Source organism: Streptomyces sp. NBC_01334 (assembly GCF_035983595.1).
Lineage (GTDB): Bacteria > Actinomycetota > Actinomycetes > Streptomycetales > Streptomycetaceae > Streptomyces > Streptomyces coriariae.
This window is the reverse complement of record NZ_CP130718.1, coordinates 212,141-236,549: the sequence shown is the minus strand read 5'-3', so window position 1 is coordinate 236,549 and position 24,409 is coordinate 212,141. Positions and strand designations below refer to the sequence as shown.

The 24,409-nt window shown below is 69.9% G+C and carries 16 protein-coding genes and 5 pseudogenes; 8 read left to right on the top strand and 13 right to left on the bottom strand.

Annotated elements, in window-relative coordinates; translation table 11 throughout:
• Positions 1-422 precede the first annotated feature (422 nt).
• Positions 423-1,335: pseudogene (locus OG736_RS01080) on the top strand (IS701 family transposase); the annotation flags it as partial.
• 80 nt (positions 1,336-1,415) lie between these two features.
• Here the strand turns inward: OG736_RS01080 and OG736_RS01075 are convergent.
• Positions 1,416-2,144, bottom strand: coding sequence for an SDR family oxidoreductase (locus tag OG736_RS01075; RefSeq protein ID WP_327180660.1), 729 nt, complete (start codon positions 2,142-2,144; stop codon positions 1,416-1,418).
• Between the two features lie 75 nt (positions 2,145-2,219).
• Here OG736_RS01075 and OG736_RS01070 point away from each other — a divergent pair, with 75 nt between their 5' ends.
• Positions 2,220-2,597 carry a MerR family transcriptional regulator gene (locus OG736_RS01070; protein WP_327180659.1) on the top strand — a complete coding sequence of 126 codons (378 nt, stop codon included), beginning with the start codon at positions 2,220-2,222 and terminating at the stop codon, positions 2,595-2,597.
• 285 nt (positions 2,598-2,882) lie between these two features.
• Here OG736_RS01070 and OG736_RS01065 read toward each other — a convergent pair whose 3' ends face one another.
• From OG736_RS01065 to OG736_RS01035, 7 genes and pseudogenes are all read right to left on the bottom strand, one after another.
• Positions 2,883-4,055 carry a hypothetical protein gene (locus OG736_RS01065; RefSeq protein ID WP_327180658.1) on the bottom strand — a complete coding sequence of 391 codons (1,173 nt, stop codon included), beginning with the start codon at positions 4,053-4,055 and terminating at the stop codon, positions 2,883-2,885.
• Positions 4,056-4,117: 62 nt separating this feature from the next.
• Positions 4,118-7,570 (bottom strand): hypothetical protein, encoded by a 3,453-nt coding sequence (locus OG736_RS01060; protein WP_327180657.1) that lies wholly within the window; start codon positions 7,568-7,570, stop codon positions 4,118-4,120.
• A 40-nt stretch (positions 7,571-7,610) separates the two neighbouring features.
• Entirely contained in the window at positions 7,611-9,860 is a 2,250-nt protein-coding gene (locus OG736_RS01055) for a hypothetical protein (protein WP_327180656.1), read from the bottom strand.
• Positions 9,861-9,979: 119 nt separating this feature from the next.
• Complete coding sequence (locus OG736_RS01050) at positions 9,980-12,514, bottom strand: DUF6603 domain-containing protein (protein ID WP_327180655.1); 2,535 nt, start codon at positions 12,512-12,514, stop codon at positions 9,980-9,982.
• Between the two features lie 850 nt (positions 12,515-13,364).
• Positions 13,365-14,603: a PP2C family protein-serine/threonine phosphatase gene (locus OG736_RS01045; RefSeq protein WP_327180654.1), complete on the bottom strand. Its 1,239-nt coding sequence runs from the start codon at positions 14,601-14,603 to the stop codon at positions 13,365-13,367.
• Positions 14,604-15,097: 494 nt separating this feature from the next.
• A pseudogene (locus OG736_RS01040) lies at positions 15,098-15,710 on the bottom strand (transposase family protein).
• Positions 15,711-15,785: 75 nt separating this feature from the next.
• Positions 15,786-16,271: a hypothetical protein gene (locus OG736_RS01035; protein ID WP_327180653.1), complete on the bottom strand. Its 486-nt coding sequence runs from the start codon at positions 16,269-16,271 to the stop codon at positions 15,786-15,788.
• A gap of 99 nt (positions 16,272-16,370) precedes the next feature.
• On the opposite strand from OG736_RS01035, the gene OG736_RS01030 reads away from it, so the two are divergent.
• The 3 genes and pseudogenes from OG736_RS01030 (at position 16,371) to OG736_RS01020 (ending at position 18,066) form a co-directional block, all read left to right on the top strand.
• A complete protein-coding gene (locus OG736_RS01030; protein ID WP_327180652.1) occupies positions 16,371-16,586 on the top strand; it encodes a hypothetical protein in 216 nt (71 codons plus the stop codon).
• Between the two features lie 158 nt (positions 16,587-16,744).
• A complete protein-coding gene (locus OG736_RS01025) occupies positions 16,745-17,329 on the top strand; it encodes a DinB family protein (RefSeq protein WP_327180651.1) in 585 nt (194 codons plus the stop codon).
• Positions 17,256-18,066 (top strand): annotated as a pseudogene (locus OG736_RS01020) (IS5 family transposase). The gene OG736_RS01025 and the pseudogene OG736_RS01020 overlap by 74 nt, the downstream one beginning before the upstream one ends.
• On the opposite strand, the gene OG736_RS01015 reads toward OG736_RS01020, so the two are convergent.
• Positions 18,046-18,483 carry a DUF5959 family protein gene (locus tag OG736_RS01015; RefSeq protein WP_327180650.1) on the bottom strand — a complete coding sequence of 146 codons (438 nt, stop codon included), beginning with the start codon at positions 18,481-18,483 and terminating at the stop codon, positions 18,046-18,048. The pseudogene OG736_RS01020 and the gene OG736_RS01015 overlap by 21 nt on opposite strands.
• A 118-nt stretch (positions 18,484-18,601) precedes the next feature.
• Here OG736_RS01015 and OG736_RS47180 point away from each other — a divergent pair, with 118 nt between their 5' ends.
• Complete coding sequence (locus tag OG736_RS47180; RefSeq protein WP_442816989.1) at positions 18,602-19,018, top strand: transposase; 417 nt, start codon at positions 18,602-18,604, stop codon at positions 19,016-19,018.
• Here the strand turns inward: OG736_RS47180 and OG736_RS47175 are convergent.
• The 4 genes and pseudogenes from OG736_RS47175 to OG736_RS00995 form a co-directional block, all read right to left on the bottom strand.
• Positions 18,929-19,192, bottom strand: a pseudogene (locus tag OG736_RS47175) (hypothetical protein); the annotation flags it as partial. The gene OG736_RS47180 and the pseudogene OG736_RS47175 sit on opposite strands and share 90 nt — an antisense overlap.
• A gap of 2 nt (positions 19,193-19,194) precedes the next feature.
• On the bottom strand, positions 19,195-20,178 hold the full coding sequence (locus tag OG736_RS01005; RefSeq protein ID WP_327180649.1) for a CU044_5270 family protein: 984 nt from the start codon (positions 20,176-20,178) through the stop codon (positions 19,195-19,197).
• Complete coding sequence (locus OG736_RS01000) at positions 20,171-20,788, bottom strand: RNA polymerase sigma factor (protein WP_327180648.1); 618 nt, start codon at positions 20,786-20,788, stop codon at positions 20,171-20,173. Before OG736_RS01000 ends, OG736_RS01005 begins: the two co-directional genes overlap by 8 nt.
• Positions 20,789-21,923: 1,135 nt before the next feature.
• Positions 21,924-22,487, bottom strand: coding sequence for a dihydrofolate reductase family protein (locus tag OG736_RS00995; protein ID WP_327180647.1), 564 nt, complete (start codon positions 22,485-22,487; stop codon positions 21,924-21,926).
• An 864-nt stretch (positions 22,488-23,351) separates the two neighbouring features.
• On the opposite strand from OG736_RS00995, the gene OG736_RS00990 reads away from it, so the two are divergent.
• On the top strand, positions 23,352-23,999 hold the full coding sequence (locus tag OG736_RS00990) for a dihydrofolate reductase family protein (protein WP_327180646.1): 648 nt from the start codon (positions 23,352-23,354) through the stop codon (positions 23,997-23,999).
• A 55-nt stretch (positions 24,000-24,054) separates the two neighbouring features.
• Positions 24,055-24,210: pseudogene (locus OG736_RS47170) on the top strand (hypothetical protein); the annotation flags it as partial.
• Between the last annotated feature and the right edge of the window lie 199 nt (positions 24,211-24,409).

Genomic DNA, 24,409 nt, shown 5'->3' with positions numbered 1-24,409 from the left:
TCGTCGTCGACGGCGGTGTCCGCCAGGAACTCCACCACGACCTCGGGGTGGACGGGGTCGAACTCCAGCTCGCCGCGGCTGCCCCAGCCGGCGCTGAAGCGGCGTCCGTGCCACGGGTGGTCGGCGTCGGCGGGGCGCAGCCGGGTTCCCAGGTTGCGCCGGGCGGCGGTGGGAAGCGGGGTGGTGCGGGCGATCAACCGGAGTCGGCCGGAGGTGTCGGATCGGCCCAGCAGCAGGGTGCTCGGTGACGTCGTCGCCCGGGTGGCTGCGCCGATCACCGCTTCGGCCGTGGTGCGTGCTCGTACCTTCACCCAGGCGCGTTTGCCCATGTGGTGGGTCTGCTCGGCGCCTTTCACCACGACGCCCTCGAATGCGGTGAGTTCGGTGCCGGCGGCTTCCAGGACCTCGAACACCATCAGATCGACTCCCAGGTCGCGGTCTATCCTGTCCATACACGCCGCGTGGACACGCCGCCGTTGACCGTGAGTTGTGCCTGCCCAGAGCATGGACCGACCATCCCGAGCGGTGCCGCAGGGCGGGCCTGAACCCCGACGAGGTGCGTTTCGCCACCAAAGCGCAGCTCGCCGCCGCGATGCTTGAGAGGTTCTGGGTCGGCGGCACGGCCGGCTGGGTCACCGGCGACGAGGTCCACGGTGGCAACCCGGCCCTGCCGTCGGTGATCGCCACGCACGGGACGGGATACGTCATGGCCGTCTCCTGCCGCACCGAAGTACGCACCCCTGGCGGCAAGTTCCGTGTCGACGTGCTGATGCGCAAGGTGCCCCGACGCGGCTGGCAGCAACTGTCCGCGGGCGCCGGCGCAAAAGGCCCGCGCCCATACGACTGGGCCGCCGTCGACCTGATCCCCACCCACTCGGCGGGCACCTGCCCTGCCAGCTACTGATCCGCTCCAACCGCACCACCGGCGAGGTGGCCTACTACCGCTGTTTCAGCCCACGGCCAGGAGCGCTGCCCGCCCTGGTCCGCGTCGCCGGAACCCGCTGGAAGATCGAGGAGACCTTCCAGGCCGGCAAGGGCCTCGCCGGCCTGGATGAGCACCAGGTCCGCCGCCACACCCTCTGGCTGCGCTGGATGACCCTCGCGATGCTCGCCCACGCCTTCCTGGCCGTCATCCGCGCAGGCGAGCACTACGAACACCCCGCCCCCACCGGACTCATCGCCCTCACCTGCATCGAAATACAGCGACTCTTCGCCCGGCCCGCCGCATCCCCGAACGACCAACGCGACCATCGCCTGCACTGGTCCCTATGGCGTCGTCGACACCAGGCCCGCGCCCGCGACTGCCACTACCGCGGACGCGAGGCCACAACATGAAGATGCACAACTGCGGATGGAGTACTAATTGCCTGAGCTCAGAAGCAACCGACCGAAGTCAGTGCGGCCCGAGGGGCCCCTCATGCCACCGTTAGCGCCGCCAGGGCGCGGTCCATCGCGTCGTTGAGCTCTTCCGGCGTCAGCGCCAGCCGGGACTTGACGTCCCGACTCCACTGGTCGGCGAGGACCTCGGCGGAGCCCGCCTCGACACCGTCGAGCGCCGCGTCGGCCAGGTCCGACGGCGCGATCTTGGCCACGGGCCAGCCCGCGGCCATGTCGGTGTCGGCCAGGCCGAGGTGCACCGCTGTCACGAGCGTGCCCTGCTCGGCGAGTTCCAGGCGGACGCCGTTGGTCATGGCCCAGGCGGCGGCCTTGGCCAGGTGGTAGGCATTGGCGCCCTTGCCCCCGAACCATGACATGGCGGAGAGGACGTTGACGATCGCGCCCCCGCCGTTCCTGGCGAGCGCCGGCGCGAACTCCCGGATCATTCCCAAGTGGCCGAACATGTTGGTCTCCAGCTCGTGGCGTACCGCGTCCAGCGAACCGTTCACCAGGTCGGTCCCCGTCTGGATCCCCGCGTTGTTGATGAGCAGCGAGACGTCCGCGGCGGCCTCGGCTGCGGCCCTCACGGATGCGGGATCGGCGATGTCGAGGGGCAGCACGTCGACCCCGGGCAGGTCCACGGTCTCGGGTCGGCGAGCCGTCGCGTAGACCTTGCGGGCGCCCCGTTCGAGCAGGCGCTGGGCGAAGGCGCGGCCCAGGCCGCGGTTGGCTCCGGTGACAAGGGCAACTGAGTTGTTGATGTCCATGCCCGGTACGCTAGAACCTGACGTTAACGTCAGAGGCAAGTGCTGGTCATCAGGGCCGGGATGAGAGGAATCACCATGACCGTCACAGAGGCCGCGGCCGAGCGGCTGATCCGCATCGGCGAGGTGGCGCGGGGTGCCGGCGTCTCGGTACGAGCCGTGCGCTACTACGAGCAGCAGGGGCTGCTCATCGCGGAGCGCAGCCCATCCGGCCAGCGCCTCTACCGGCAGGATGCCGTCTCCCTGGTCCGTTTCTTCCAGCAGATGTTCGCCGCTGGCCTGACCAGCCGAAGGATCACGGAACTCCTTCCGTGCTGGGACGCCGGGCACACCGACGTCGAGCAACGAGCCATGCTGCGCGCCGAGCGGGACCGCATCCAGGCCAAGATCGACGACATGCAGGCTGCTCTGGACCGCCTCGACAAGGTCATCGCGATCACGGACACGCACCCGTAGGCGCGGTCGGTCGGACGTCGCACCAGCGATCTACGGCAGGAGGACTAGGGCGCGTATCGATTCGTGTCCGGCCCGCCCATTCGCGCGACGTCCGGCGGGAGCATGGGATCCCCGCTCTGCGCGGCGGCGAGTTCGGCACCCGTGCAGCGCTGCTATCGGTACCTCAGCCCCTTCGAGTGCGAGGAGAGGCATTACGCCGGCCAGGTGACGGCTGGGCAAGCGAACCTGAAACTCCGTCAACCCTTCCGATCAGCGGATCAGCATTTCCCGCATGCCGGCTGAGGCTCATTCGTGCTTGATGTAGTCCTGTGTGGGTGGCGTCGTGGCCAGGCCGAGTGGCACCCAGTACACCTCGGTGCTGTAGGGAGAGGGGCTTCCTTGCATGAGCATGCGGAAGCTGAACTTCTCGCCGTATTTCACAGGGAGGGTGGCCGAATGTCCGCTGTAGCCACCGCCGGGCCTCTGCATGTCACCCGCCATCTGCACCGTTTCCGAGCTGAGCAGGAATCGGAATTCACTGCCGGTGGCGCCGCTGATGTGGACGATCGCGAACCCTGCGGAGGCGTGCGCTGTCCATCCGACCTCGGTCTTGTCAAAGAATTGATGCCCGGCGCCGTCGTAGCCGTAGCGATAGAGCCGGGTAGCGCTTCCGAGGGCGTTCAGGCTGCCGTGCACGGTGAGGTTGCCGACGTCGAGGTCGGGCCGGGTGACGGTGACCTGGGCGGAGAGGATGCGGATGACGGGGTTGGTGGGGTCGCCGGTGGTGGCGCGGAGGTAGAAGGTGGTGTCGGATTTGATGCCCCCGAGGGGGAGGCTGGTGCGGTTGGTGACGTCGCGGTTGACGTCGCCGTAGAGGAGTTCGTAGGTGGCGTTGGCGGAGCGTTCCCAGGTGAGGTGGACGTCGCCGCCGTTGGGGATGATGGAGGGTTCGCACAGGAAGTTGCGCAGGTAGAAGTCGGCGGGGAACTTGCCGAGGTTGAAGACGGTGGGCCGGTTCTGGAACGCGCTGCTTCCGGTGCGGGAGCGTTCGGTGACGGTGACCGGTGCGGTGCCGACCTTGCGGCTCATGGGGATGTCGGACAGCTGGAGGGTGAGGCCGGTGTCCGGGCCGATGGGCGCGTGGCTGGCGGCAGGCTCGAAGACGAACTCCTTGGCGGTCGCGTCCAGGCGTACGGTCCAGCCGTCGAGGCTGATCCTGGGGCTGATCTTCGCGAGGTCGGTGGCGAGGTCGGGGGCCATCGTGCCGGCCGGGATCTTCACCTTGATCCATTCGACGTCGGCCGGGGTGCCGCTCTGCCGGGCCACGGAGATGACGATCTCGCCGGGCTCCTCGGGGACCTGCGGGTTCTCCGGGGAGGCCTTCAGCGGGCTGGGGGTGGTGGAGACGGTGTACGACAACAACGGCTCGTCGGCGGCCGCAGTGGTCTGCGTGCTCTGGGTCTGCACGACCACGCTCATGTAGCGCTCCTTCGGGATCCGGGGCGGCGCCGCTCTGGTGGAGCGGCGCCGGAGTGGTGTTGTCAGTGGCCGGTGCGGCTGTGGGCGACGGCGTTGTCGAGGGACAGGAAGCCGGAGCGGATCTCGGGTTCGGCGAGCGGCAGGTCGTACTGGTCCTGGCTGAGGATCGGCAGGTTCTGCCAGTCGTCGCCGCGGGGTTCGGTCCAGGTCCAGGTGCCGAGGACGCCGGCCGGGGTCGGCATGAGGACGGTTTCCTCCACCTGGCCCTCGCCGCTCAGGCGGGTGGTGGCGGCCAGCAGCGGGCCGGTGCGGAAGTGGACCGTCATCCGGCTGATCGCCTGGTCGGTGAACTCCTGGGGGACGAAGACGCGCTTGGTGGCGAGGATGTCGGTGGTGGCGTGGACCGCCGTGCGCGGGTCCAGCAGCACGGTGGCGACCGCGGTGTTGTGGGTGCCGAAGTCCAGTTCGAGGCTGGGGGTTTCGCCGATGGGCCGCAGGTAGTCGTCGGCGCCGGCGGCCGGGTCGACGACGGTTTCGAAGTGGTCGTAGTCGTCGTCGAGGACGTAGCCGACGAGGCCGTCGTCGCTCTGCTGGGCCTCGCCGAGGCGGATCGCCCAGGGGTAGGCGGGAAGCTCGGAGGGGGACGGCTCGAACAGGTTCTGCCAGCTGACGTCGGTGCGCAGGGGGCCGCGCAGGTCCAGGGTGAGGCGGGTGCGGACCAGGGCGAGGGGGCGGCCGAGGAGGAAGCCGAGGCCGGGGTCGGCGGGCCCGTCGGGGTCGATGCTTTGCAGGGCACGGTCGACGGTGGCGCGGAAGGCGTCGAAGGTCTGCTCGCCGCGGGTCCTGACCGCGTCGAGGAGGCGGTAGGCATGCGGGGCCAGGGCTTCCAGCTGTTCGAACCGCTCGACGTCGGAACCGGGCAGGGCCGACCAGGTGACCTCCCGCTCGCTGTCACGGTTGACGGTGGTGCGCAGTTCGCCGAGCGCGGCGCCGTCGGGGGCGTGAACGACAAGGGACTTGTCGAGGCGGTTGTGCAGGAGCCACGCGCAGACAGGGTTGGCGCCGGGGGTGAGGTCGGTGTCGTCGTCGTTGGTGGCGGCGAGGAAGTCGAAGCGCATGCGGGCCGGCTGGAGGAGGCGGGGACCTAGTTCGACCAAGCGGTCGCTGTCGTACTCGCTGACGGGGTGCGCGGCGCGCATGGTGTCGGGCATTTCGGGGTGGAAGTGCGCGGGGTTGGTGATGAGGTTGACGGAGCGCCCGAAGCGGTCGACAACGGCGAGGTCGAGGAAGGCGAGCTGGCCGGCGCGCAGGTCCTGGAAGGTGGAGACGGGGTCGGGGTCCCAGTCGCTGGCCTTGAGGGGGCCGGGGTTGGGTGGGGGGTAGTCGCCGTTGCCGATGAGCTGGGTGAGGTCGCCGGTGGGCTGGAGACCGGCGGCGGGCTGGCGCTGGGCGATGGCGGCGCCGAAGCCGTCGAGACTCTGGGAGAGGTAGTTCGCCTCACGGGCCTGGGAGCGGACGCTCCGCAGGGCGTTGGCGGGCAGCTGGTCCCGCAGGCGGCCGTAGGTCTGCAGGGTGCCGTCGATGATGTGGCCGGCGGAGGGGGCGAGGGTCTGGCGGCCGGAGACGATCAGGGGGGTGCCGGTTTCCGCGGTGCCGTTGTACTGGTAGCGGGAGCCGTCGACGAAGTCCCAGTGGGCGGTGTCGCCGTCGCGCAGCGGCAGGGGGAAGTACTCGGCCTTCCACAGCAGGTACAGGGGCTGCCAGGGCATTGCCCACGGTGCGGTGCCGTACTCGGGCAGGGTGCCGGTGACGTCCCGGATCGCGCCGCCGCGCAGGGCACGGTCGAGGATGAGGAACTCGGCGAGCAGGGCGGGGAAGCAGGCCGGCTGCTGGCCGGTGAGGTCGATCTGGGCCGCGGTGGCGGCGACGTCGGCGGTGGTGATGCCGGAGGCGGCCGTGACGCTGCGTTCGGGCGTGCGGCAGGGCAGGGCGGTGTCGCGGGCGAGGGGGGCGTGGAGGTTGGCGCCCTCCAGGGTGAGGACCGGGTCGGCGCTGTACTCGTAGTCCTGGGCGGGCACGCGGATGAGCCGGCGGGCGGCGCGGGCGCCGAAGGACGGGTGCAGGGTGTCGATGCGCGCTGCGAGCTCGGCCTCGGTCTTGCCCCAGGGCAGTTCGGCGCGTTGCTCGGCTAGGCGGCGGGCGAGGGCGACGACGTGTCCCGCGGCGCCGTCGGGGTTGCCGGGGTCGAGCTCGTCGTCGATGCGGGCGGTGAAGCCGTCGGACTGGCGCTCCAGCCGGGTGAGCCACCACAGGTGGTAGAGGCGTTCGCGGGCCGTGTCGAGGTCGGCCTCGGTGGCGTCGTGCTCGGCCTGGCGCCGGTTGAGGTCGGCGACGGTCTCGGCTTCGGCCGCGCGGGCCGAGGCGGAGACGCTGCGGCCGGTCTCCTCGCCGCGTTCGCCGACGAACCACCGGTAGCCGCCGGGCACGGGCCCGAAGGCGGTGTCGTGGGCGCGGCGGTCGGTGAGGATGTCGGCCTCGGGCCGGTCGCGTTCCTCCAGGGCGTCGATGCCGCCGAGGAGGAAGGCCCGGAACAGGTCGGCCTCGTCGGCCGAGAGGCCGTCCTGGCCGTCGGCCTGGGCGCCGAGTTCGGCGACGGCTTCGGCGATGCTGTTGGACACGATCGGGGTGACGTCACTCGGGGCCGGGCAGGGCGAGTCGGGGACGGAGCCGTTGAGGTTCCAGTCCACGCCGAGGCTTGTGCCGGAGTAGACGGAGGTGCGGATGCCGCTGCCGGAGCCGACGGGCGGTGTCCACTGCAGGCGTTCCAGCAGGGCGGCGAGGTCGTCGGTGCCGGCGAGGATGTCACTGGCCGGGTCGGAGTACCAGCCGGCCACGAGGTAGCTGAGCCGCTCTTGCTCGGGCAGTTCGCCCTCGGGCACGTCGAGGAGGCTGTCGTGCATGGAGAAGACGTTGGTGTTGTAGGGCTGGAAGACGGAGAACGTCAGCAGGCCGGGGCCGATCGCGGTGAGGAACGGCGCGCGCCGATCGGCCGACTCCTGCCAGCGGCCGGTGAGCTCGTGGCACTTGCCGATCTTCGTGGCGGACGGCTCGGTGCTGTCGGGGTCCTGGAAGGAGACGGAGCCGTCCGTCGCGTCGAGGTAGTCGCTCTCGATGATCCACGCCTTGAGCGTGCGGGTGCTGTCGGTGTGGCGCACCACGAGCCACCGGTTGGGCACCAGGGGGAAGTCGCCGACGCCTTCCTCCTCGTCGTGGCGGCCGCGGGTGAGGGCGGCGGGCAGCTCCCACTGGAGGTAGACGCCTAGGCGGTCCTCGCGGCCGGTCCACTCCTCGGGGCTGGAGAACGGGGCCGGCTCCGGGGGGACGCCCTCGCCGATGTTCTTGAAGTTGGTGATCCATCGGTGGAAGACGTGCGGGGTGCCGGTGTCGCGGGTGGTCCGGTTGACGGCCAGGGCCGCGACCTCGACCGGCACGATGAGGGTGTTGTCCACGGACATGGCCCGGGATCCTTTCGTCAGCGCGGGTGCTTGGCGGGGCTCAGGGCCGGGAGAATGTCTGCGCCTGCGGGGCATTGATCATCTGCAGGGCGAACTGGGCTGAGGAGATCCGCGGTTCCCCGTGTGCCTGCGACAGCGCGGGCAGCAGCGCGTCGCCGGCGCCGTCGACGTTGAGGACGTCCTGGCCGCCGGGGCGCAGGAAGCGGGCGAAGCCGGCCGGCTGCGGGAACTCGCCCATGGGGTGGCCGATCCGGTCGCCGGCGATCGCTCGCAGCTCGATCGTGCCGACGTCACCGATGCCGAAGCACAGGCCGCGCGGCGGCTCGGCCAGCTCGAAGCGGTCGATCACCTCCGGGAACAGCAGCAGGCGGGTCTCCGTGCCGAAGACCGCGTCGCGCACGGGTTCGACGACGTCGGCGCCGGCGTAGGCGGTGACGATGGTGTTCGGCCAGTTCGGGACCAGGCTGGAGTTCAGGAACACCGCGCACTTCGGGACCGCTCCGCCGCCGGTCGCGAGGGCGTTGAGGTCGGCATCCAGCGCGTGCCCCACACCCACGCTCAGTGCGCCGTCCACAGCCGCCCGCACCCAGGCGGGGTCCACATAGGCGAAGCGGATGCTCTCCGTCGGCAGCGCCCTGCTGTCGGGGACCAGGTGCGACAGGCCCAGCATCTCCAGGCGGCGCAGCGCGTTCAGCCAGCCGGTGACCTTCGCGAACTCGGCGTCGGCTGCCTGGGTGAGCAGGCCTGCTACGCCGGGCTGGGCGAGGACGGCACGGACGTCGCCGGCGGTGCGGCGGGTTCGGCCGGCCGTGCGGCGGCGGCCGGCGCGCAGCTGCGGTCCGGCCTGGTCGAGGGCCTGGATGAGACGGGCCTTGCCGCCACGTCCGCCTGCGCCATCGCCGGCACTGGTACTGGCGGTCAGGAGGCGGTCGAACGCCTCGTAGGCCAGGGGGGCGGTGAGCTGGCGGGCGGTCAGCGCGGTCGCGGCGCGGGAGGCCAGGTCGGGGTGGGAGGCGAGGCGGCGGGCGGCGGAGCGGGCGGCGGAGCGGAACTCCAGCAGGGCGGTGCGGAACTCGGCGTCGGCCAGGGCCAGGGTGCGCCCGGTGGTGAACGCGGCGGCGTAGGCGGTGTCGAAGACGCCGTACCGCTCCAGGTAGATCAGCGCCTCGCCGGCCGAGTCCAGGCGGCCTTCGGGACCGGCGCAGGGGTCGGGAAGCTCCTGTGCGGGTTGGGCGGTGAGGGGGCCGCGGTAGAAGGCAAGGGTGCGCTCGCCGCTCTCCAGGCGCTGGGGCAGGGCGACGGCGCCGGCCCGCATGCGGTCCAGCGCCTCGGCCTGCGGGGCGCTGGGATCGGCGGGTGCCTGGACGGGCACGCGCAGACGCAGTTCGTCGGCGGGGCGCGCCGCTTTGCCGTCGGTGGTGGCCAGGTGCTGGGCGAGGTCACCGAAGCCGACGCCGGAGTCGGGTTCGGTGGTGAAGGACCAGGAGGTGAGGGAGACCAGGCGCACCCCTTCGGCCGGCGCGGGGGTGGTGAGGTACTGGTCGTGGCCTTCGAGGGAGACCAGGTGGGCGACGTGTCGGCCGCCGGTGGCAGCGGGGAAACGGTTGGCGACCAGGACGGCGTTGAGTTCGCCCTCGTCCGGCTCCGGGTCGTCGCCGGCGAGGGTGGCGTCGGGGCGTCCGCCCTCGCGCAGGTGCGCGAGGTAGCCCATTTCGGCGGGCAGCGGCTTGACCGCGTCGAACAGCGCCGCGGGCACCAGGAGCGTGGCGCACTGCTCGTCGTACTCGTCGGGGCGCAGGCTCTCCGGCGGCAGGGCGGGCGGCTTGCCCGCACCGTGTGCACCGTTCAGGAGTTCGCGTACGGTGCCGGCCTCGACCAGGCCCACCGCGTCCGGGTCCCCGGGGAGTTCGTCCTCGCGGAACAGCAGCAGGGCCATCCACGGGACGGCGCCCGGCTGGCCGGGGCCCAGGGGGCGGTTCCAGGGCAGGCCGGGGGCGTCGAGGTTGATGTGGGTGAGTGTCTGGCTGTAGGTGCCGACGGCGTCGGGTACGGGGAACTGCGCGTTGATGCCGGTCGGGTCGAAGCTGAAGCGGGGCTGGACGACGTCGAAGGGCTGCGGGGTGGCGTCGATGACGCGGTCCGCTCCGCCGAGGTCCTTGAGGGTCTGCCGGTTGTCGATGAGGTAGCGGCCGGCGTACAGGGAGGGGATGCGGTGGTCGAAGAACCGGGTGCGGTGTTCGGCTGCCGGTGTGCTGGTGCGTGGCCGGGCGGGTTCGGAGGTGGTGGTCATGGGCGTGCCTTTCGACAGGACGCGGCGGGCGGAGAGTCGGTCGGGCGCTGCGGGTGGGCGCGCGGCGGCGCAGGCCGCCCGCACGACGAGGGTGAGGGCGGTCCGGGCAGCGGGTCGGGTCAGCCGGCGGCCACCAGCATCGGCTCGGCGGTGAAGGCGGTGCCCGCCGCGTTCGCATAGCCGCTGAGGTTGGAGTCGAGCGACCCGAGGTCCGTGCCGAGACCGGTCAGGGCCTGGGCCAGGGCGGTGCGGTTGGTGCGGGTTGCGGTGGTGTCGATGCCGTCCTGGATCGCGGCGATCACCCGGCCGGGCCGCGTCGGCTTCGGGCCGGTCGCGGACTCAGCCGTGGTCAGGGGCAGGTTTCCGTCAGGGTTGATCGGGTCGAAGGAGATGGCCTTCTCGTCGAGGAACCCGGTGGAGGTGCCGTGGTCGACCGGCGGGGACGTCAGCCGCATCCCGAGGATCCGGTCGGGGATGATCCCGTCGTTCGGTGCGTCGGCCTGCTCGCCCCACAGGCCGTTGGGCACGTTTCCGCGCAGAGCCGCGCGGCCCCAGGAGGTAAGGGTGGCGGGCTCGCCGTTGTAGGTGAGCCAGATCCGCAGCTCGCTGCCCTTGTCCCGCAGGTGCATGGGCAGGATGTCCACCGGGGTGTCGGTGGAGACCGGGGTCGTGCTGTTCTGGTCGAGGAAGACCTTGCTGACAGGTGCCTGGGTGTCGGCGGTGAAGGTGAAGCCGCCGTTGCTGACCAGCCACGGTTTGACCGCGCCTCGGGTGGGCGGGGCGCCTTCGCCGGTGTATCCGGCGACCGGGGTGGTGCGGACCATGTTCTCGGGCGGCGGGAGCATGCCCTGGAAGCCGCCCCAGTCCAGCGCGGGCACCTGGTTGCGGCGACCGGCGCCGAAGCCGATGGTGAAGGAGATGAACCACAGGTGGACGGTGGCCTCGCCACCGACCGCCGGTCCCCAGACCCGGACGCTGACGCCGACCTCGATCGAGATCCTGATCTTGACGAACCAGACCTTGATGGTGGCGGAGACCCCGACCCGGATGCCCATGCCGACGTCGAAGTAGAAGGGGTTCCACTCCAGCAGGGCGTCCACCCGGGCGGTGAGCCAGGCGCGCAGCATGCCGGACTGGAAGACGACGTCCAGCGAGCCGCCGGCCATCAGGGACTTGGGGGTGAACGCGGCGTAGGCGTTGCCGGTGATGTTGACGGTGGAGCCGACGCCCCAGGTCAGACCGGCGGGCTGCTGCTTGGGGTAGCGGGCGGGCAGTTCCCGGCCCGCGGGGATCGCGCCGAGCATGAACGCGAAGTCACCGGCGTTGGCGTGGTCGCCGAACCAGAACTTCATGCCGACGCCGCCGCGCAGCTTGCAGTTCGGGTCGATGAGGAACGTCTTCTCGGTGAACGCCGCGCCGATGCTCAGCTCCCCGGCCGTCGGGCGCAGGGTCGCCTCGATTCCGATCTCCACCCGGGCGATCTTCTTGTCGCTCTTGGTGGGCAGCTGCATGCCGGCCACGCCGAGCAGGCTGATCGTCAGGTCGGAGCCGGTCTGTACCAGCGCCATGGCGTGGCCGCGGAAGGTCTCGAAGCAGTCGAAGGCCAGGCCGGCGGCGAACCAGAGGTCGCCCTCCTGCGGGCGCACCCACGGGTTGGAGCCGCCGATCAGCTCGCCGAGGACCTTGAGCGGGTCGACCTCGTCGTCGTCGGCGCCGATCTCGCCCGGGTTGTCGAGCGCGACCAGGAACGGGAAGCTGCCCAGCGCGTCGGCCGCCGGTACCCGTACGCGGCTGTTCCAGCCGAATCCGGCGGAGATGCCGCGCACCTGGAACAGCGGCGGCCCGAAACCGGTCTGGCTGCCGAGGGAGCCGTAGGCGAACAGCGACGGATCGGCGCCGCTGCCGTCGGGGATGACGTAGGCGCCCATCGCGGAGCCGTTGAACGCGCCGGTGTCCACCAGCAGCACCCCGCCGACCACCGTCTTGTAGGGCGGGGCGGCCGGGAGCGCGGTCAGCGCGCCGGCGATGCGCAGCGGCGGGTTGTAGTAGTCGACGCTCAGGCCGTTCTCGCCGCCCGGGGTGCCGATCGGGGACCAGCCGCGCACCGCCGGGGAGTCGAGGACGCGCAGGCCCTTGCGGCGGCGCGGCCCGGGACGGGGGGTGAGGATGCCGTGCTCGGTGACCAGGGCGCGGGGTGTGAGGTCGCGGGTGGCGCCGTCGCGGTGCTGCCTGGCGGGCAAGGCGCGGCCCAGGCCGTCCAGGCGTTCGGGGTCGGTCGGTGGCGCGGGCGCGCGCCGGGCCAGTCGCAGCGCCTTGCCGTCCGTCAGCGCCCAGGCACCGGCGGGCAGCGCCGTCCCTTCCGGAGCTCCGTCGACCAGGACCAGACTGCGGCCCGCTCCGAGATCGACCGCGGCCACCGTTCCGGTCACCCACTCGCCGTCGACGGTGAAAGCGATGTCCACCGGCGCCGAGGACGCGGTGATCGCGGCCTGCCCGCCGACCCACAGGGCCCGCGAATCGCAGACCGCGCCGCCGATCCGCACGGTGCCGCCTGGGAAGACGAGCGCTGCGGCGTCGGGGTCGGCGAACACGGACGCCGGGATCTCGACCGCCCCACCCGCCGCCTGGTCGAGAAGAGTCCGAACGTCTTCCACGCGTGCTGTCACAGCGCTCCAGCCCTTTGATCACGGCAAAACGGGAAGGCGGAACCACGCGTCATCCCGAAGGAGAGGCCTGACGGTCCGCTGCAAAGAGCCTAGCCAGGCAGTCACTGTGCGCATGCACGCAATTACACAACGTGAGAAGGGTGGCTGAAAGGAGGCGCACAAACTCCATATGCACGCATATTCCTTCGCAGGTCGGGCTACCTCCCTGCCTTGCTAAAGCGTTTCTGTCGGCGGCCCGGGGCAGCCGTGGCAGCGATGGAGCACCCGACCGCGCCTTTGAGGCTTGATCGGTCCGAGGAGCGAGCACCCGAACCAGCCAATCTGCCGGACGGCCCCTGGCACGACGATCCCCCGTTCTGAGGCCCAGCCCGCTACCCGGGTTGCCCTGCGGCGTCGTTTCGCAGCCGGTGCGGCTCTCTCCGGCCTGAGCAGGGCGTCCTCAGCGACCAGCTCCGCCAGGATTTTGCGCCGGCCGGCCTCCGGCTGACCGGGGCGCTGAGAGTCCTGCCCGGCACCATGGCGGCAGAGCGGAGGATCGCCGCGGAGACGGACCCGGACAGGAAGAGGTTCTCTGCCGGTTCCGCGCCCAAGGGCGATCGTCTGCGCAATGAAGTACGGCGACGAGCGGCTGGAGGCCGCCTGCGTCAAGGTCGCAACGGTGGGTGACCGGTCCTGTCGCACGATCAACGACATCGTCGGCGCCGGCACCGAGACCGAACCCGCAGCCCCCGAGGGCGGCAGGCGACGGCGGAGCCGCCGCCTGCCTGCACCAGGAGGAGAAGCTGCTGACCGGGTATCCGATACGAGCAAAGACGGAGCACGAGCACAGTGAGGTGCGTCATTGGTGCTGCGGGCGCCATTCGAAGAGCAGGATGGTCGCATCGTCCCGCAGTTGGTTGCGCTGGTAGTCGAGGATGGCGTGGATGAGCAGCCGCAGCACCTCGGCTGGGCGCTGTCCGGCGGCGGAGGAGCGGATGATGAAGTCGGTGAACCGGTCGAGGCCGAACTCCGCACCGTCCGCGTCGCGCGCCTCCACGACACCGTCGGTGTAGAGCAGGACGCAGTCGCCCGGTTCCAGGGTCGTCTCGTGGACTTGCCGGGCTCCCGGGGCCAGGTGACCGGCCAGGCCGATCGGCGGTTGCGGGGGGCTGTCCAGCGCCTGGGCGAGCACCCGCTCGGCACGGATCAGCAGCGGTGGGGGGTGACCGCAATTGACCCAGCGCAGCCTGCCGGTTTCGGCGTCGAGCCGACACAGGACGCCGGTGCTGAAGTGGTCGGGCAGCCACTGGGTGAGCGCCTGGTCGACGGAGTTGACAACGTTGGCCAGGTCGGCGCCGGCCCGGCGGGCGTTGCGCGCTGCCGCCATGGCGACCGAGGTGGTCAGGCCGGCGGTGAGATCGTGCCCCATGGCGTCGAGGATCATGGTGTGCAGGATGTTCTTGGCCACCGAGTGGTCGAAGGCGTCGCCGGCAATGTCGTACGCCGGTTCCAGGACCGCGGTCGATACGCACCTGCTACTGCCGATGGTGCGGGGCGGCAGGAAGGCCCGCAGCATTTCGGCAGGCAACTGCATGGAAGCAGTGCGGGTGCGGGCGGCGAGCCAGTCGCTGTAGGCGCGCTTGGAGGTGATCAGCATGGCGAACAGATGGGCCAGCATCCGGCTGCGGCGCATCCGCACCCCGTCGAGCGAGGCGGTCCGAATCGCCAGCACGCCCAGGCGCTCCGCACCATCGACCAGAGGCATCCAGAGGATCAAGCCGTCGTCGGCCTCGGCCACCCGCGGGGAAACCGTGCGGTACGCCCAGCCTGCCGACGAGCAATCCACCGGCAGCGGTTCCAAAGCCTCGTCGAGTGGGATGAGCAGCTGTTGTTGCAGGTCGACGAGGTAGATCAACGCGGTGTCCAGGCCGAGCGACGAGGCGCACCGGTTCGCCAAGGCGGGCAGTTCGACTGGCAGGGCAGTCTGCGCCTCGAGCATCAACTCTTCCAGCTGGTTCTCGTCGAGGGCGGTGCCGGGACCGGCGGATGCGTCTGGTGGCTCCGACACGGCGATCACCCCTTCCTTGCCCAGTTTCACACCGATCGCGCCTTCTCTCACGTCACCCCGCAGCGAGGGTGGGAGCGACGCGAGGGCGGTCAGCTCACTCGGCCGGGCACACTCGTGCGAATCGGGGCCGCTCGCGCCCGGAGCGGCCCTGGGCGCACGGCCGCCGATGGCGCGGAAACGGGTGTGAGGGCGGTGGTGCGGGCGACTCGGTGGGGGAGGGGCTGGGACGACGGCCTCTCGGGGTCTTCGCCGGTTCGACGGCGAAGAGCCCGCTCTTCTGTGATCTTCTTTGTGATCTTCCTACCGTCCTTGAGGTGTCGTGCGGTGGCGGTCGGGGGCAGGCGTAGTGGAAACGTCCGCCTCTGTATGGAGCCTGGTGATGACGACCTTCTCCTGCGTACCGCGGCCACTGCCCTACGGCCCGCGTAACGCTGCGGTGGCCCGTCTGGAGCAGGAGAACGCTTTCGACGTCGTGCGCGATTGAGGTCGGAGCGTGTTGGCCTGGCGGGTTGTCTGGTGGGTGATCACCTCTCGGCGGTGCGGTCGGAGACCAGGGCTGCCGCAGCCGAGTAGCTGTCGTCGAAGTACTCGCGGCGTCCGAGGTACCGCTGGAGTGTCCGCCACTGCTTGTGTTCGGCGTTGGCGTGCTCGACGCAGATTCGTTCTGATGACTGCTGGTGGCGGGCGGCATCCCACGCTGCGAGAGTTTCGGGCGGGGCGCCCTTTTTCGGCTTCAGGGGTGGGGCCTGGACCTGGTCGGGGAACGGCCCAAGGTGCGAAGCCGCAGGTCCAGGTGTCCTGGCACAGCGAACCCCCGGGCAGCCGGCAGTGGACGGATCTCATGGACGGCCCGGGTGATCGTTGAGCGGTCCACGCCGTAGAGAACAGCCAGAGCTGCATGAGCGAGCTGGAACCGCAGGACGATCAGGGTGGCGATGAGCCGGTCGGTGAACACCGACTGATGGTTCGGGCCGGCTCCGACTGCCCTCAGACGGCCGCGACCCCTGCGTGCAGTCGACCCTCCTCGGATGCCATCCACGCATGAGCCAACTCGCCGATCAGCGCGCCGAGTCGACGGTGCTGAAGTCCGGTGGAGACGGGATGGGACAAGGCCGTGCGGCCAAGGTATTGCGCCATATGAACACCCGACCCGCACGGCCCCCATTACGTCACGGCGCACCCGCTGCGACTGCCGCGCAACATGACGTCGATCTACACTCCATCGCTTGCGGTTGCGGTGATGCCGGCGGCTGAGGAGGTGTCTAGCGCGCCCACGGCCGCACGGATGTGGGCCGGCCCGAGACGCAGCCGCTCTCCGGCGCACCACCAGGAGAGCTGCCCGTCCACCTCGCGCGCATGCATGCCCAGGTTGTGTTCGACGCACAGGGGCCACGCCTGCCACAGACGCTCAGCGACGGTATCCTGCGCGGCGTCGGCGACGATCGCCAAGGCATGAGCAAGGTCTTCGGCCACCTTTGGGTACAAGTGACCGCCGTGCCACTCGCCATTGGCCAGCGCGACGTAGACATACTCCGGCTCGCCCGCCTCGTAGGAAGGCTGGGCCACCAGTTGCAGGGGCCCCTGCTCAGGAAGAGTCACTGCCAGGTCCCGGTTGAGGAGCGCAAGAGCCTCGTCCCACAAGGGGTACTCGCCCAGCGAGACGCGACGGAGCCCGGGACTGTCGAAGAGAGCATGCATAGGGCCATCCTCCACTACGGACGGCCGACCCCGATCGCGCACCAGGTCGTTGGCTGCCGCAGACGGTCGGCTCCCACGCGGTGGTCGACCAGGCAATCGGTGTCCTCGTCGCGGTCCACCGGATTCCGCCGGCCCGCCGGGTTCGAGGTGCTGCGCGAGGTCCCCCAGCACACCAACAACAATCTGCATACGGTCGCCGAGGCGCTGATCGGCTGGGCGTTGGGGCAGTCGCTGCTGGAGCCGGTGGGCCAGGAGCTGGGCGAGGCCATGCAGCGGCACTCGGACCAGGAGGGCGCCCCGGACCAGCCGCAGTAGGGATCAGGGGTTCAGAGGGTGTCTCACGTGGCAAGTTTCGCGAACTTCTTGTAGCAGGTCAGGGCGGCGGCCATGGCCAGGCCTCGGGCTCTGCCAGTCGTTGCGGACCACGTACGGGATCTTGAGGCCACGAGCAGCCCATGGCAGGCTCATGCCGCATGATCGATGAATTCGCGAAAGGCAACCTGCACGGGAGACTGCGGCGGGACCGCAAGGCGCTGCTCTGGAAACTCGACGGCTTGTCCGAGTACGACGCTCGCCGGCCTTTGACAGCGACCGGGACCAACCTCCTCGGCCTGGTCAAACACGTGGCCACCGTCGAGGCCAGGTACTTCGGCGAGGTCTTCGACCGCCCTTCCCCGGAGCCGCTGCCCCGGTGGCAGGACTACAACGGCAGCGATCTGTGGGCGACCGAGGACGAGACCCGCGATCACATCATCGGGTTCTACCGGCGCACGTGGGAACACTCGGACGCGACGATCAACGAGCTTCCCCTCGACGCCCCCGGCCACGTGCCGTGGTGGCCGGAGCCTTGTCCCAACACGAACCTGTTCGCCGTCATGGTCCATGTCCTCGGCGAGTCCATCCGGCATACCGGGCACGCCGATATCCTGCGCGAGGGCCTCGACGGCCGGACCGGGGTGCGCGCCGAACACGAGATGCAGATCGATGAGGAAGCTCGTGCAGCCTACTGCGCGAAGATCGAGCAGGCCGCCAGGGCGGCCGCGCCAGTCAGGGCTTAGAACTCCTAACGAAATGATCTTCGAGGTGGTTGGATCACTCCGAGCATCCTGTTCGTGCTGCACACCGAGATCTCCTGGGAACATGTGCCGCAGGAACTCGGCTTCGGGTCGGGCATGACCTGCTGGCGGCGCCTGGCCGAGTGGACCGAGGCCGGCGTGTGGTCCCGGCTGCACGAGGTTCTCTTTGCGAAACTCCGCAGCGCGAACGCCCTGGACTTCTCCCGGGTGGCCGTCGACGGCTCCCACATCCGGGCGTTAAAGGGGGAGCCAAGACTGGACGAAGCCCTGTCGACCGGGGCAGAACCGGCAGCAAACATCACCTGATCACCGACGCCACCGGGATCCCGCTCGCCGCCACCCTGACCGGCGGCAGCCGCAACGACGTCACCCAGCTGATCCCGCTGCTTCAAGCGGTACCGCCGGTGCGGGGCAAGCGCGGCCGGCCCCGGCGCCGCCCGGACGTGGTCCTCGCGGACCGCGGCTACGACCACGACAAGTACCGCCGCTTGGTCTGGGACCTCGGTGTGAAGCCACTGATCGCCCGCCGTGGCACCGAACACGGCTCCGGTCTGGGCACCCAACGCTGGGTCGTGGAACGCGCCTTCGCCCACCTGCACTGGTTCCGCCGCTTACGGATCCGCTGGGAGATACGCGACGACATCCACGAAGCCTTACTCACCCTCGGATGCGCACTCATCTGCTGGCGACGCCTGCACTCACTGCCAGTAGTTCCTTGACCGAGGCGTCGTCACCACCTCGTTCGGCCACGTCTGCCGAACCCGGCCGTCCCCCGGATCCAGGACGACACGGACCGAAACCCCGGACTCGCCACTGTCGTCCACAGTGACGATGGGACGGAGCACCGAGAATTGCCCGTCGATCTCAATCCGGATCTCGGTGTCGCCCGTGGCCGTCCAGCAGATGCCCTGCCTGTCGGAGAGCTCGTCCAAGGCCGTTGACCAGTCGTCGATGGCTTCGGGTGACAAGCACAGACCAAGGCGCCCGCCGGCGAAGGTGCTCATGATGACGAGCTCGGCATCAAGGTAGTCGTTGTACGGCGTGTCCCCGGGCCTGTTCCGCCCCAGGATGCGTACCCGGACGCTGCTGTCCGCGTCGATCAGGCAGATCAGGTCCACCCCCTCGCCCTCATCCACGCGCCCTCCCGAACCCTCAACGTGCCCGATCATCATGCACGAGTCGCGAACTGGCCCCGGTCGGTATTTCGTTAGAAGTTCTTAGAGGGTGTCTCACATGACGTGATGTTCGTGCGGCATGCTGCCGGTCGTAGGTTCTGATCTGACGAAGCGGCTGGTTCCTGATGAACTCTGTGAGCCGGCCGCCATGTTGCTGCCGTCGTTCGCTGCTCGTCCGCAAGGTGGTGGGACCGTTCCGTGTGCCGAGCGGGCTGTGTTCACGGCAGTGGTGTACGCGCTGACCAGCGGTGGTGCCTGGCGGCATCGGCCGCCGACGGTCGGCACGTCGCCCGCCACCGCGCGTCGCCGCTTCACGGTATGGACCGAGGCCGGCCTGTGGCGTCGGCTGCACCGGGCCGTGGCCCGTGACCTTCTCGATGATCATTCCGGCGAGGATGTAGTTGGTGTTGGAGTACGACCACCCGGTGCCGGGCTCGAAGCCCGGGCGTGCCGCGTCGCGATGGCGACCGGCTGCTGCGGGGACCAGGTGGTGTAACGGTCGGCCCGGTGGCCGGTCGTGCTGGCGATCGGACCATCCCAGGTCGGTGGAAGCGGTATGGCCCTTGGGACTACGCCGCTCCGCGAAAGTGCCTTCCTGCCTGGAGTCCCGGGCAGGAAGGCACTCTCGCGCTTCCGTATCGACAACGGCCGCATCCGAACGAAATGGCAAGGCTAAGGGCGCTGCCTCAGTTGGTCGACGATCGCCCAGTCCACCACGTGCGATACCTGGATGTACGTCTTGTCGCCGGACGCCGAAGTCCGCTCGTCCCGGAAGCCCAGGAACTCGTAGGATTCCGGGTCGAAGATGAGGTACTTGCCCTTGGCGAACGGACTCTCGGGGTAGGAGATCCCCACGCCCGTGCGCCCGGCGGAGTCCTTCACCCCCGGAATCGCCTTGACCCCTGGCACCAGGGCCAGCGCTTTGTACGCGGCGGGGCGCAGTCCCTGGGGCAGCACCGGCCACTTCAGGAGCTCACCGAGCATGAAGTAGGCGTCGAACCATTCTTGTGCGGTGAACTCGCTGATCGGCATGCTGGAGGTTCCGAGGCCGATGCGCGGGATGAGCTGTCGCGGGTCGGTGGGCAGCTTCTTCAGCTTGCTCCATTCCCGAGGCGGCCACACACTCTCGCCCTTCTTCATGGGCTCTTCCCAGATCACCCGGCCGAGTTCCATGGTCAGGGAGCGCTTGGAGCCGTCCACCGAGTCCCAGTTCACGTCCTCGTAGGTCTTGACCGCACCGGTCTTGCGCTCGGTCTCCTTGATGATTCGCTTCGAGTAGATGAACTGGTCGTCGCGGGGAGCCACGGTCCTCTCGTGCCTGCCCGTGTACACCGCCGCCCCGTTCAGTACTGTCACGGCGCTGACGTTGCTCATCCGCGGGGTCGCCGTGCCCGATACGCGGTCGGTGCGGTCGGCGCGATCGCCCTCGTCGGCGCCGCCCTCAGTGATCAAAACCGCTGTTCCCGTCACCGCCAAAGCAACCGCCCCGGCTGCCGCGATGCGCAGTACGTGGCGGCGGCCGGGGGCAGCGTCGGGGTGCCGCTGCGCGCGCGCCATCGTGTTGAGCAGTCGGTGGCGGGCCCTGGCTCGGGCCGATTCGGTGAGCGGGGCCGCGTCCGCGTCCCAGTCTCGCAGGAGTTCGAGTTCGTCAGTCATGGCCGGGTACCTCTCGCAGTGTCGTCGGATCGGATCCGCCCAACGCTTCACGCAGCTTGCCGCGGGCCCTGTACAGCCGTGATCTCACCGTGCCGATGGGGACACCGAGGGCCTGGGCCACCTCCTCGTAGCCGAGGCCGCCCCACGCCACCAGCAGCAGCACGTCCCGGTGCCGCGCGGACAGTGCAGCCAGTGCCGCTGCCAGCTCGCGGCCCACGGCTTGCGCCCCCACCCGGGCCGCAGCACGGTCGGCCAGCGGCTCCTCGTGATCGGCCGTCGCCGGGATGCGGGCCAGAGCTTTGAAGCGGCGGGCCTCGGCCCGCCGGTGCCGACCGACCAGGTTGGTCGCTATGCCGAACAGCCAGGGCCGGGCGCCATCACCCGTGGCCCGCGAAGGGTCGTACCGGTGCCGCTGCTGGAAGGCGGTGGTGAAGGTCTCTGCCACGAGGTCTTCGGCCGGCTCGCCACCGAGCCTGCGGGCCAGATAACGGTGTACCGCATCCGCGTACCGGTCGAAGAGCACGGCGAATGCCTCGGGCTCATCCCGGGACCGCGCAATCACCGAGGCATCACTCTCCGCCCCCGCGCGGACGCCTGGCTCGACGGTCATCGGGGCTCCTCTCGTTCAAGGGAACAAGCTTCGAAGGCTTGGGCTTTCACCTCTCCTTCGCCGCTCGCCCCCAGCGAGTTCCCTCAAGACCCTGACTACTGGAACGAATATCGAAAGCAGACCCCGAGCAAGAGATCATCTTCTCGCATGGCGCGCGGAGCCTCATGGCCGAACTCGCCACCACGCTGCGCAGCCGGGACCGGGTCGCCGCCCACGGACTCACCCTGCAACTCGACTTCGCCGCCGGAGCAAAACCCCTCCGCCTGCCATAAGCCTCCGCACCCGACGAAGACCTAGGCACCGCCGCCTACCCGCTCATGGACCACGCCGGCCTGCAACGCGGCCGCCGTACTGGCCTTCTGGTCCGGGCCTTGTGAGGTTCGGGTGTCGGCTGCCACGGCGCTGAAGGCCATCGTTGAGGGCCAGGACCTCGAAGGTGCCCGAGCGGCGGTGAAGGTGCTGACGCTCGCTGACGCACCCACCTGCCGCCGTTCCTGTCAGCGGTCGTTCAGGTGTCACGTCGTCGCGTAGGCGCAACAGCCGTACGGGGTGGCGGAAGCGGCTGACACTGTCGCGGGCGATGTCGGCGCTGACTTCCACCACCGGCCCGGGCTCCGAGCAGGAGGGATGACGGTGTACTGAGCGGTCCGGAGACGGCGCCGACGATGGCGTCGTGTGTGGCGCGGACTTTGTACTCGCGCCACGTCCTGGTGGTGGGGAGGTAGGACCTCGGTGAGTCGTTTGAAGCACAGCCCTTCCACGCCGACGGCTGCCAGTCCAGCCACTCGAGGGGTGGTGCCGGGGTCGCTCGTGGACGGGTCAGCGTCCAGAGGCTCGCAGCCGCAGGTCGGTGAAGGTTTCCTCGAGGGCGGTCCCGCGTCGCCAGCAGGACCAGGCCGTGGTGTCGGAGCCGGCCAGCCGCAGAACGCCGAAGACCACGAAGTGCGCGGGCCATCGCGCGGCAGCCGCCACCGCTGCGCCGCCTCGCCGGTCAGCCTGTGCTGGAGCCGCTCGAAAGCCACTGCCATGAGCCTTGCAGCTCAGGGGCTTCACCCGTTTGGGTGGCTCGGGCGGTAGTCCGGGTCACCCGGGGGGCACCCGCGGAGCATATGGCCCGTGACTCCCGGGCGGGCGCTCAGTGCCTCGTCTCGTACCTGGTCAGGATCACGCCGCAGGGAAACATCCGCGTCTCCACCAGGTTCAGGTTCACCCAGTTGTCCAGCGCGGTGAAGAACGGCGTGCCGCCGCCCACCAGGACCGGCGCGGTGGCCAGCACGTACTCGTCAATCAGCCCGGCCCGCATGGCCGCCCCGGCGAGCGTCGCGCCGCAGATGTCCATCGGGCCGCCGTCCTCGGCCTTGAGCCGGGTGATCTCGGCGACCGCGTCGCCGGTGACCAGGCGGCTGTTCCAGTCGACCTTGTCGATCGTCGAGGAGAACACCACCTTCGACATGTCCCGCCAGCGGCGCGCGAACTCGATCTCCGCCGGGGTGGCGTTGGGCTGCTGGTCGCCGGTCGGCCAGTAGGAGCTCATCGTCTGCCACAGCTTGCGCCCGTACAGCGACAGGTCGGTCGCCTGCAACTGGTCGGACCAGAACTGGAAGAGCTCGTCGCTCGGCACGCTCCAGCCGATGTCGTCGGCGGGAGCGGCGATGTAGCCGTCCAGGGTCAGGTTCATGCCGTAGATCAGTTTCCGCATGGCGCCAGCCTTCCGTGAGTCGGTCTCACGCGTACAGACCGGCGCGGCGCGGGAAACTCATCGGTCGCGATCTGAGCTCACATGTAGTCCTCGTGCTCGGTGGCTCAGCCGCAGATACAGAAGATCCATGCCATCGGCGGCGAGACCCTGCACGAGCCTACGAGGGGCGCCCGTGGCCCGCACCAGCTGCACCCGGGCAGCCGAGTGGGTCTCCCGTGGGGGTCCGGGAGGCGCGGCGGGCCCCGCCGTCGCAGTGGGACAGCAGCGCTCAGCAAGGGGATCACCGAGGGTCCGCCGACCGAGTGGTGGGCGGCTGCCGGATTCCTTGGTGGCGCGGTTGGAGAGGATCACCAATCCGGCCGTTGAGCAGTTCCGGATTACCTGGGGGCGGGGCTCGGAGACGAGGGCCGCCCGAGCGGCCGCCTGCACGAGGGATACGGGAAGGCGGCGCGCTCCTGAGCCCCCGTGCACGGCGGTGTATCGGGGGCTCAGTCTGGTGGCAGCCGCTCAAGGTCTTGCTGTCTTGCTGTCACAGAACAGGCGTCATGGAGGGGGAGTGGGCGGCTCTCTGACTGTGGTGTCTGTGCCGAGGGATCCGGCGGCGGGGGAGGGGCGGCGGCCTGCCGGATGCGGGTGATGTGGTTCAGGCCTGCCGTCGACCTCGACACCGCAGCGACTGCCTCCCGGATCGCCGTACTGGGCGCATGCGCGGTACCAGCGGGCCGGCGACCCCCGGCAACGGTCGCGCGGGGCACGCTGTGGAAGAAAGTGAGTGCCGCTGTCGATCCGGCCCCGTCCCGTTCGACATCCTGACGGAGGACGCATCGCCCTATGAGGATGCGACAGGACCTGAGGAGGGAACTCATGGATCAGCTGCTGCGAGTGCAGAACTTCACGATCTCCAGCGATGGTGTCGCCGCCGGCGAGGACCAGAGCCTGGAGCGGCCTTTCGGCCACCACATCGATCCGGGAAAGCTCTTCGCCTGGGCCGGCGCCACGGCGAGCTGGCCCAATCGCGCCGAGCCCGGAGGAAGCCGGGGCCTGGACGACTACTTCACCCGGGACTTCAGCCACAATATCGGCGCCGAGATCATGGGCCGCAACAAGTTCGGACCCCAGCGCGGCCCGTGGCACGACCACGAATGGCGCGGTTGGTGGGGGGACGAGCCGCCCTTCCACACGCCGGTGTTCGTCCTGACCCACCACAAGCGTCCGTCCTTCACACTCGGCGACACCACCTTCCATTTCGTGGACGGCGACCCCGCCACCGTCCTCGCGCAGGCGCAGGAAGCCGCGCAGGGTATGGACGTCCGGCTCGGCGGCGGCGTCAGCACCATCCGGGAGTTCCTCGACGCCGATCTTGTCGACACCCTCCATGTGGCCGTCGCACCGGTGAAGCTCGGATCCGGGCTCCGCCTGTGGGACTCGCCCGATCAGCTGCTGGACCGGTTCCACATGGAGGTCGTGCCGAGCCCGAGCGGTGTGACGCACCACCTCTTCTGGCGCAGATGACACAAGAGACGACCCGGGACCTCAATACGGCCGACCCGAGCGTCCCCAGCGAAAGCTGACGGCGTGGGAGGAGGAGGTCCTGCGTGCCAGCCGCCACTCGATCCGGGACCGGGGTCAGGCGTTGTCGGTGCGGGAGCTGGCGCGGGAGCTCGGGCTGCGCAGCGCGGCATTGGTGGCCCAGCCGTTGGCGAACATGGAGGAGCGTGGGGCACTGGTCCGAGACGGCCGCAGCTGGCAGGCCTGCCGTTGGATCAGCCAGCGAGGACGGGGCGGCGTGGTGTGTGCACCGCGAGGTTGTGGAGGCCGTATTGGCGGCGCCATCCCGTCGTGCCGACCTGAAGGGGCCGTAGGCCTGCGTCCCCGGACCGCCTCGTGGGATGTGCTTGGCTGTCGGGCATCAGCCTTGAGGC

Excerpts from the sequence above, each read along its gene's own strand:
- OG736_RS47180 (WP_442816989.1), top strand. The coding sequence starts at position 18,602 with ATGCTGCCGGTCGTAGGTTCTGATCTGACGAAGCGGCTGGTTCCTGAT.
- OG736_RS01035 (WP_327180653.1), bottom strand. The coding sequence starts at position 16,271 with ATGCATGCTCTCTTCGACAGTCCCGGGCTCCGTCGCGTCTCGCTGGGC.
- OG736_RS01070 (WP_327180659.1), top strand. The coding sequence starts at position 2,220 with ATGACCGTCACAGAGGCCGCGGCCGAGCGGCTGATCCGCATCGGCGAG.
- OG736_RS01000 (WP_327180648.1), bottom strand. The coding sequence starts at position 20,788 with ATGACCGTCGAGCCAGGCGTCCGCGCGGGGGCGGAGAGTGATGCCTCG.
- OG736_RS01065 (WP_327180658.1), bottom strand. The coding sequence starts at position 4,055 with ATGAGCGTGGTCGTGCAGACCCAGAGCACGCAGACCACTGCGGCCGCC.
- OG736_RS01075 (WP_327180660.1), bottom strand. The coding sequence starts at position 2,144 with ATGGACATCAACAACTCAGTTGCCCTTGTCACCGGAGCCAACCGCGGC.
- OG736_RS01060 (WP_327180657.1), bottom strand. The coding sequence starts at position 7,570 with ATGTCCGTGGACAACACCCTCATCGTGCCGGTCGAGGTCGCGGCCCTG.
- OG736_RS01025 (WP_327180651.1), top strand. The coding sequence starts at position 16,745 with ATGATCGATGAATTCGCGAAAGGCAACCTGCACGGGAGACTGCGGCGG.
- OG736_RS00995 (WP_327180647.1), bottom strand. The coding sequence starts at position 22,487 with ATGCGGAAACTGATCTACGGCATGAACCTGACCCTGGACGGCTACATC.
- OG736_RS01055 (WP_327180656.1), bottom strand. The coding sequence starts at position 9,860 with ATGACCACCACCTCCGAACCCGCCCGGCCACGCACCAGCACACCGGCA.
- OG736_RS01005 (WP_327180649.1), bottom strand. The coding sequence starts at position 20,178 with ATGACTGACGAACTCGAACTCCTGCGAGACTGGGACGCGGACGCGGCC.
- OG736_RS00990 (WP_327180646.1), top strand. The coding sequence starts at position 23,352 with ATGGATCAGCTGCTGCGAGTGCAGAACTTCACGATCTCCAGCGATGGT.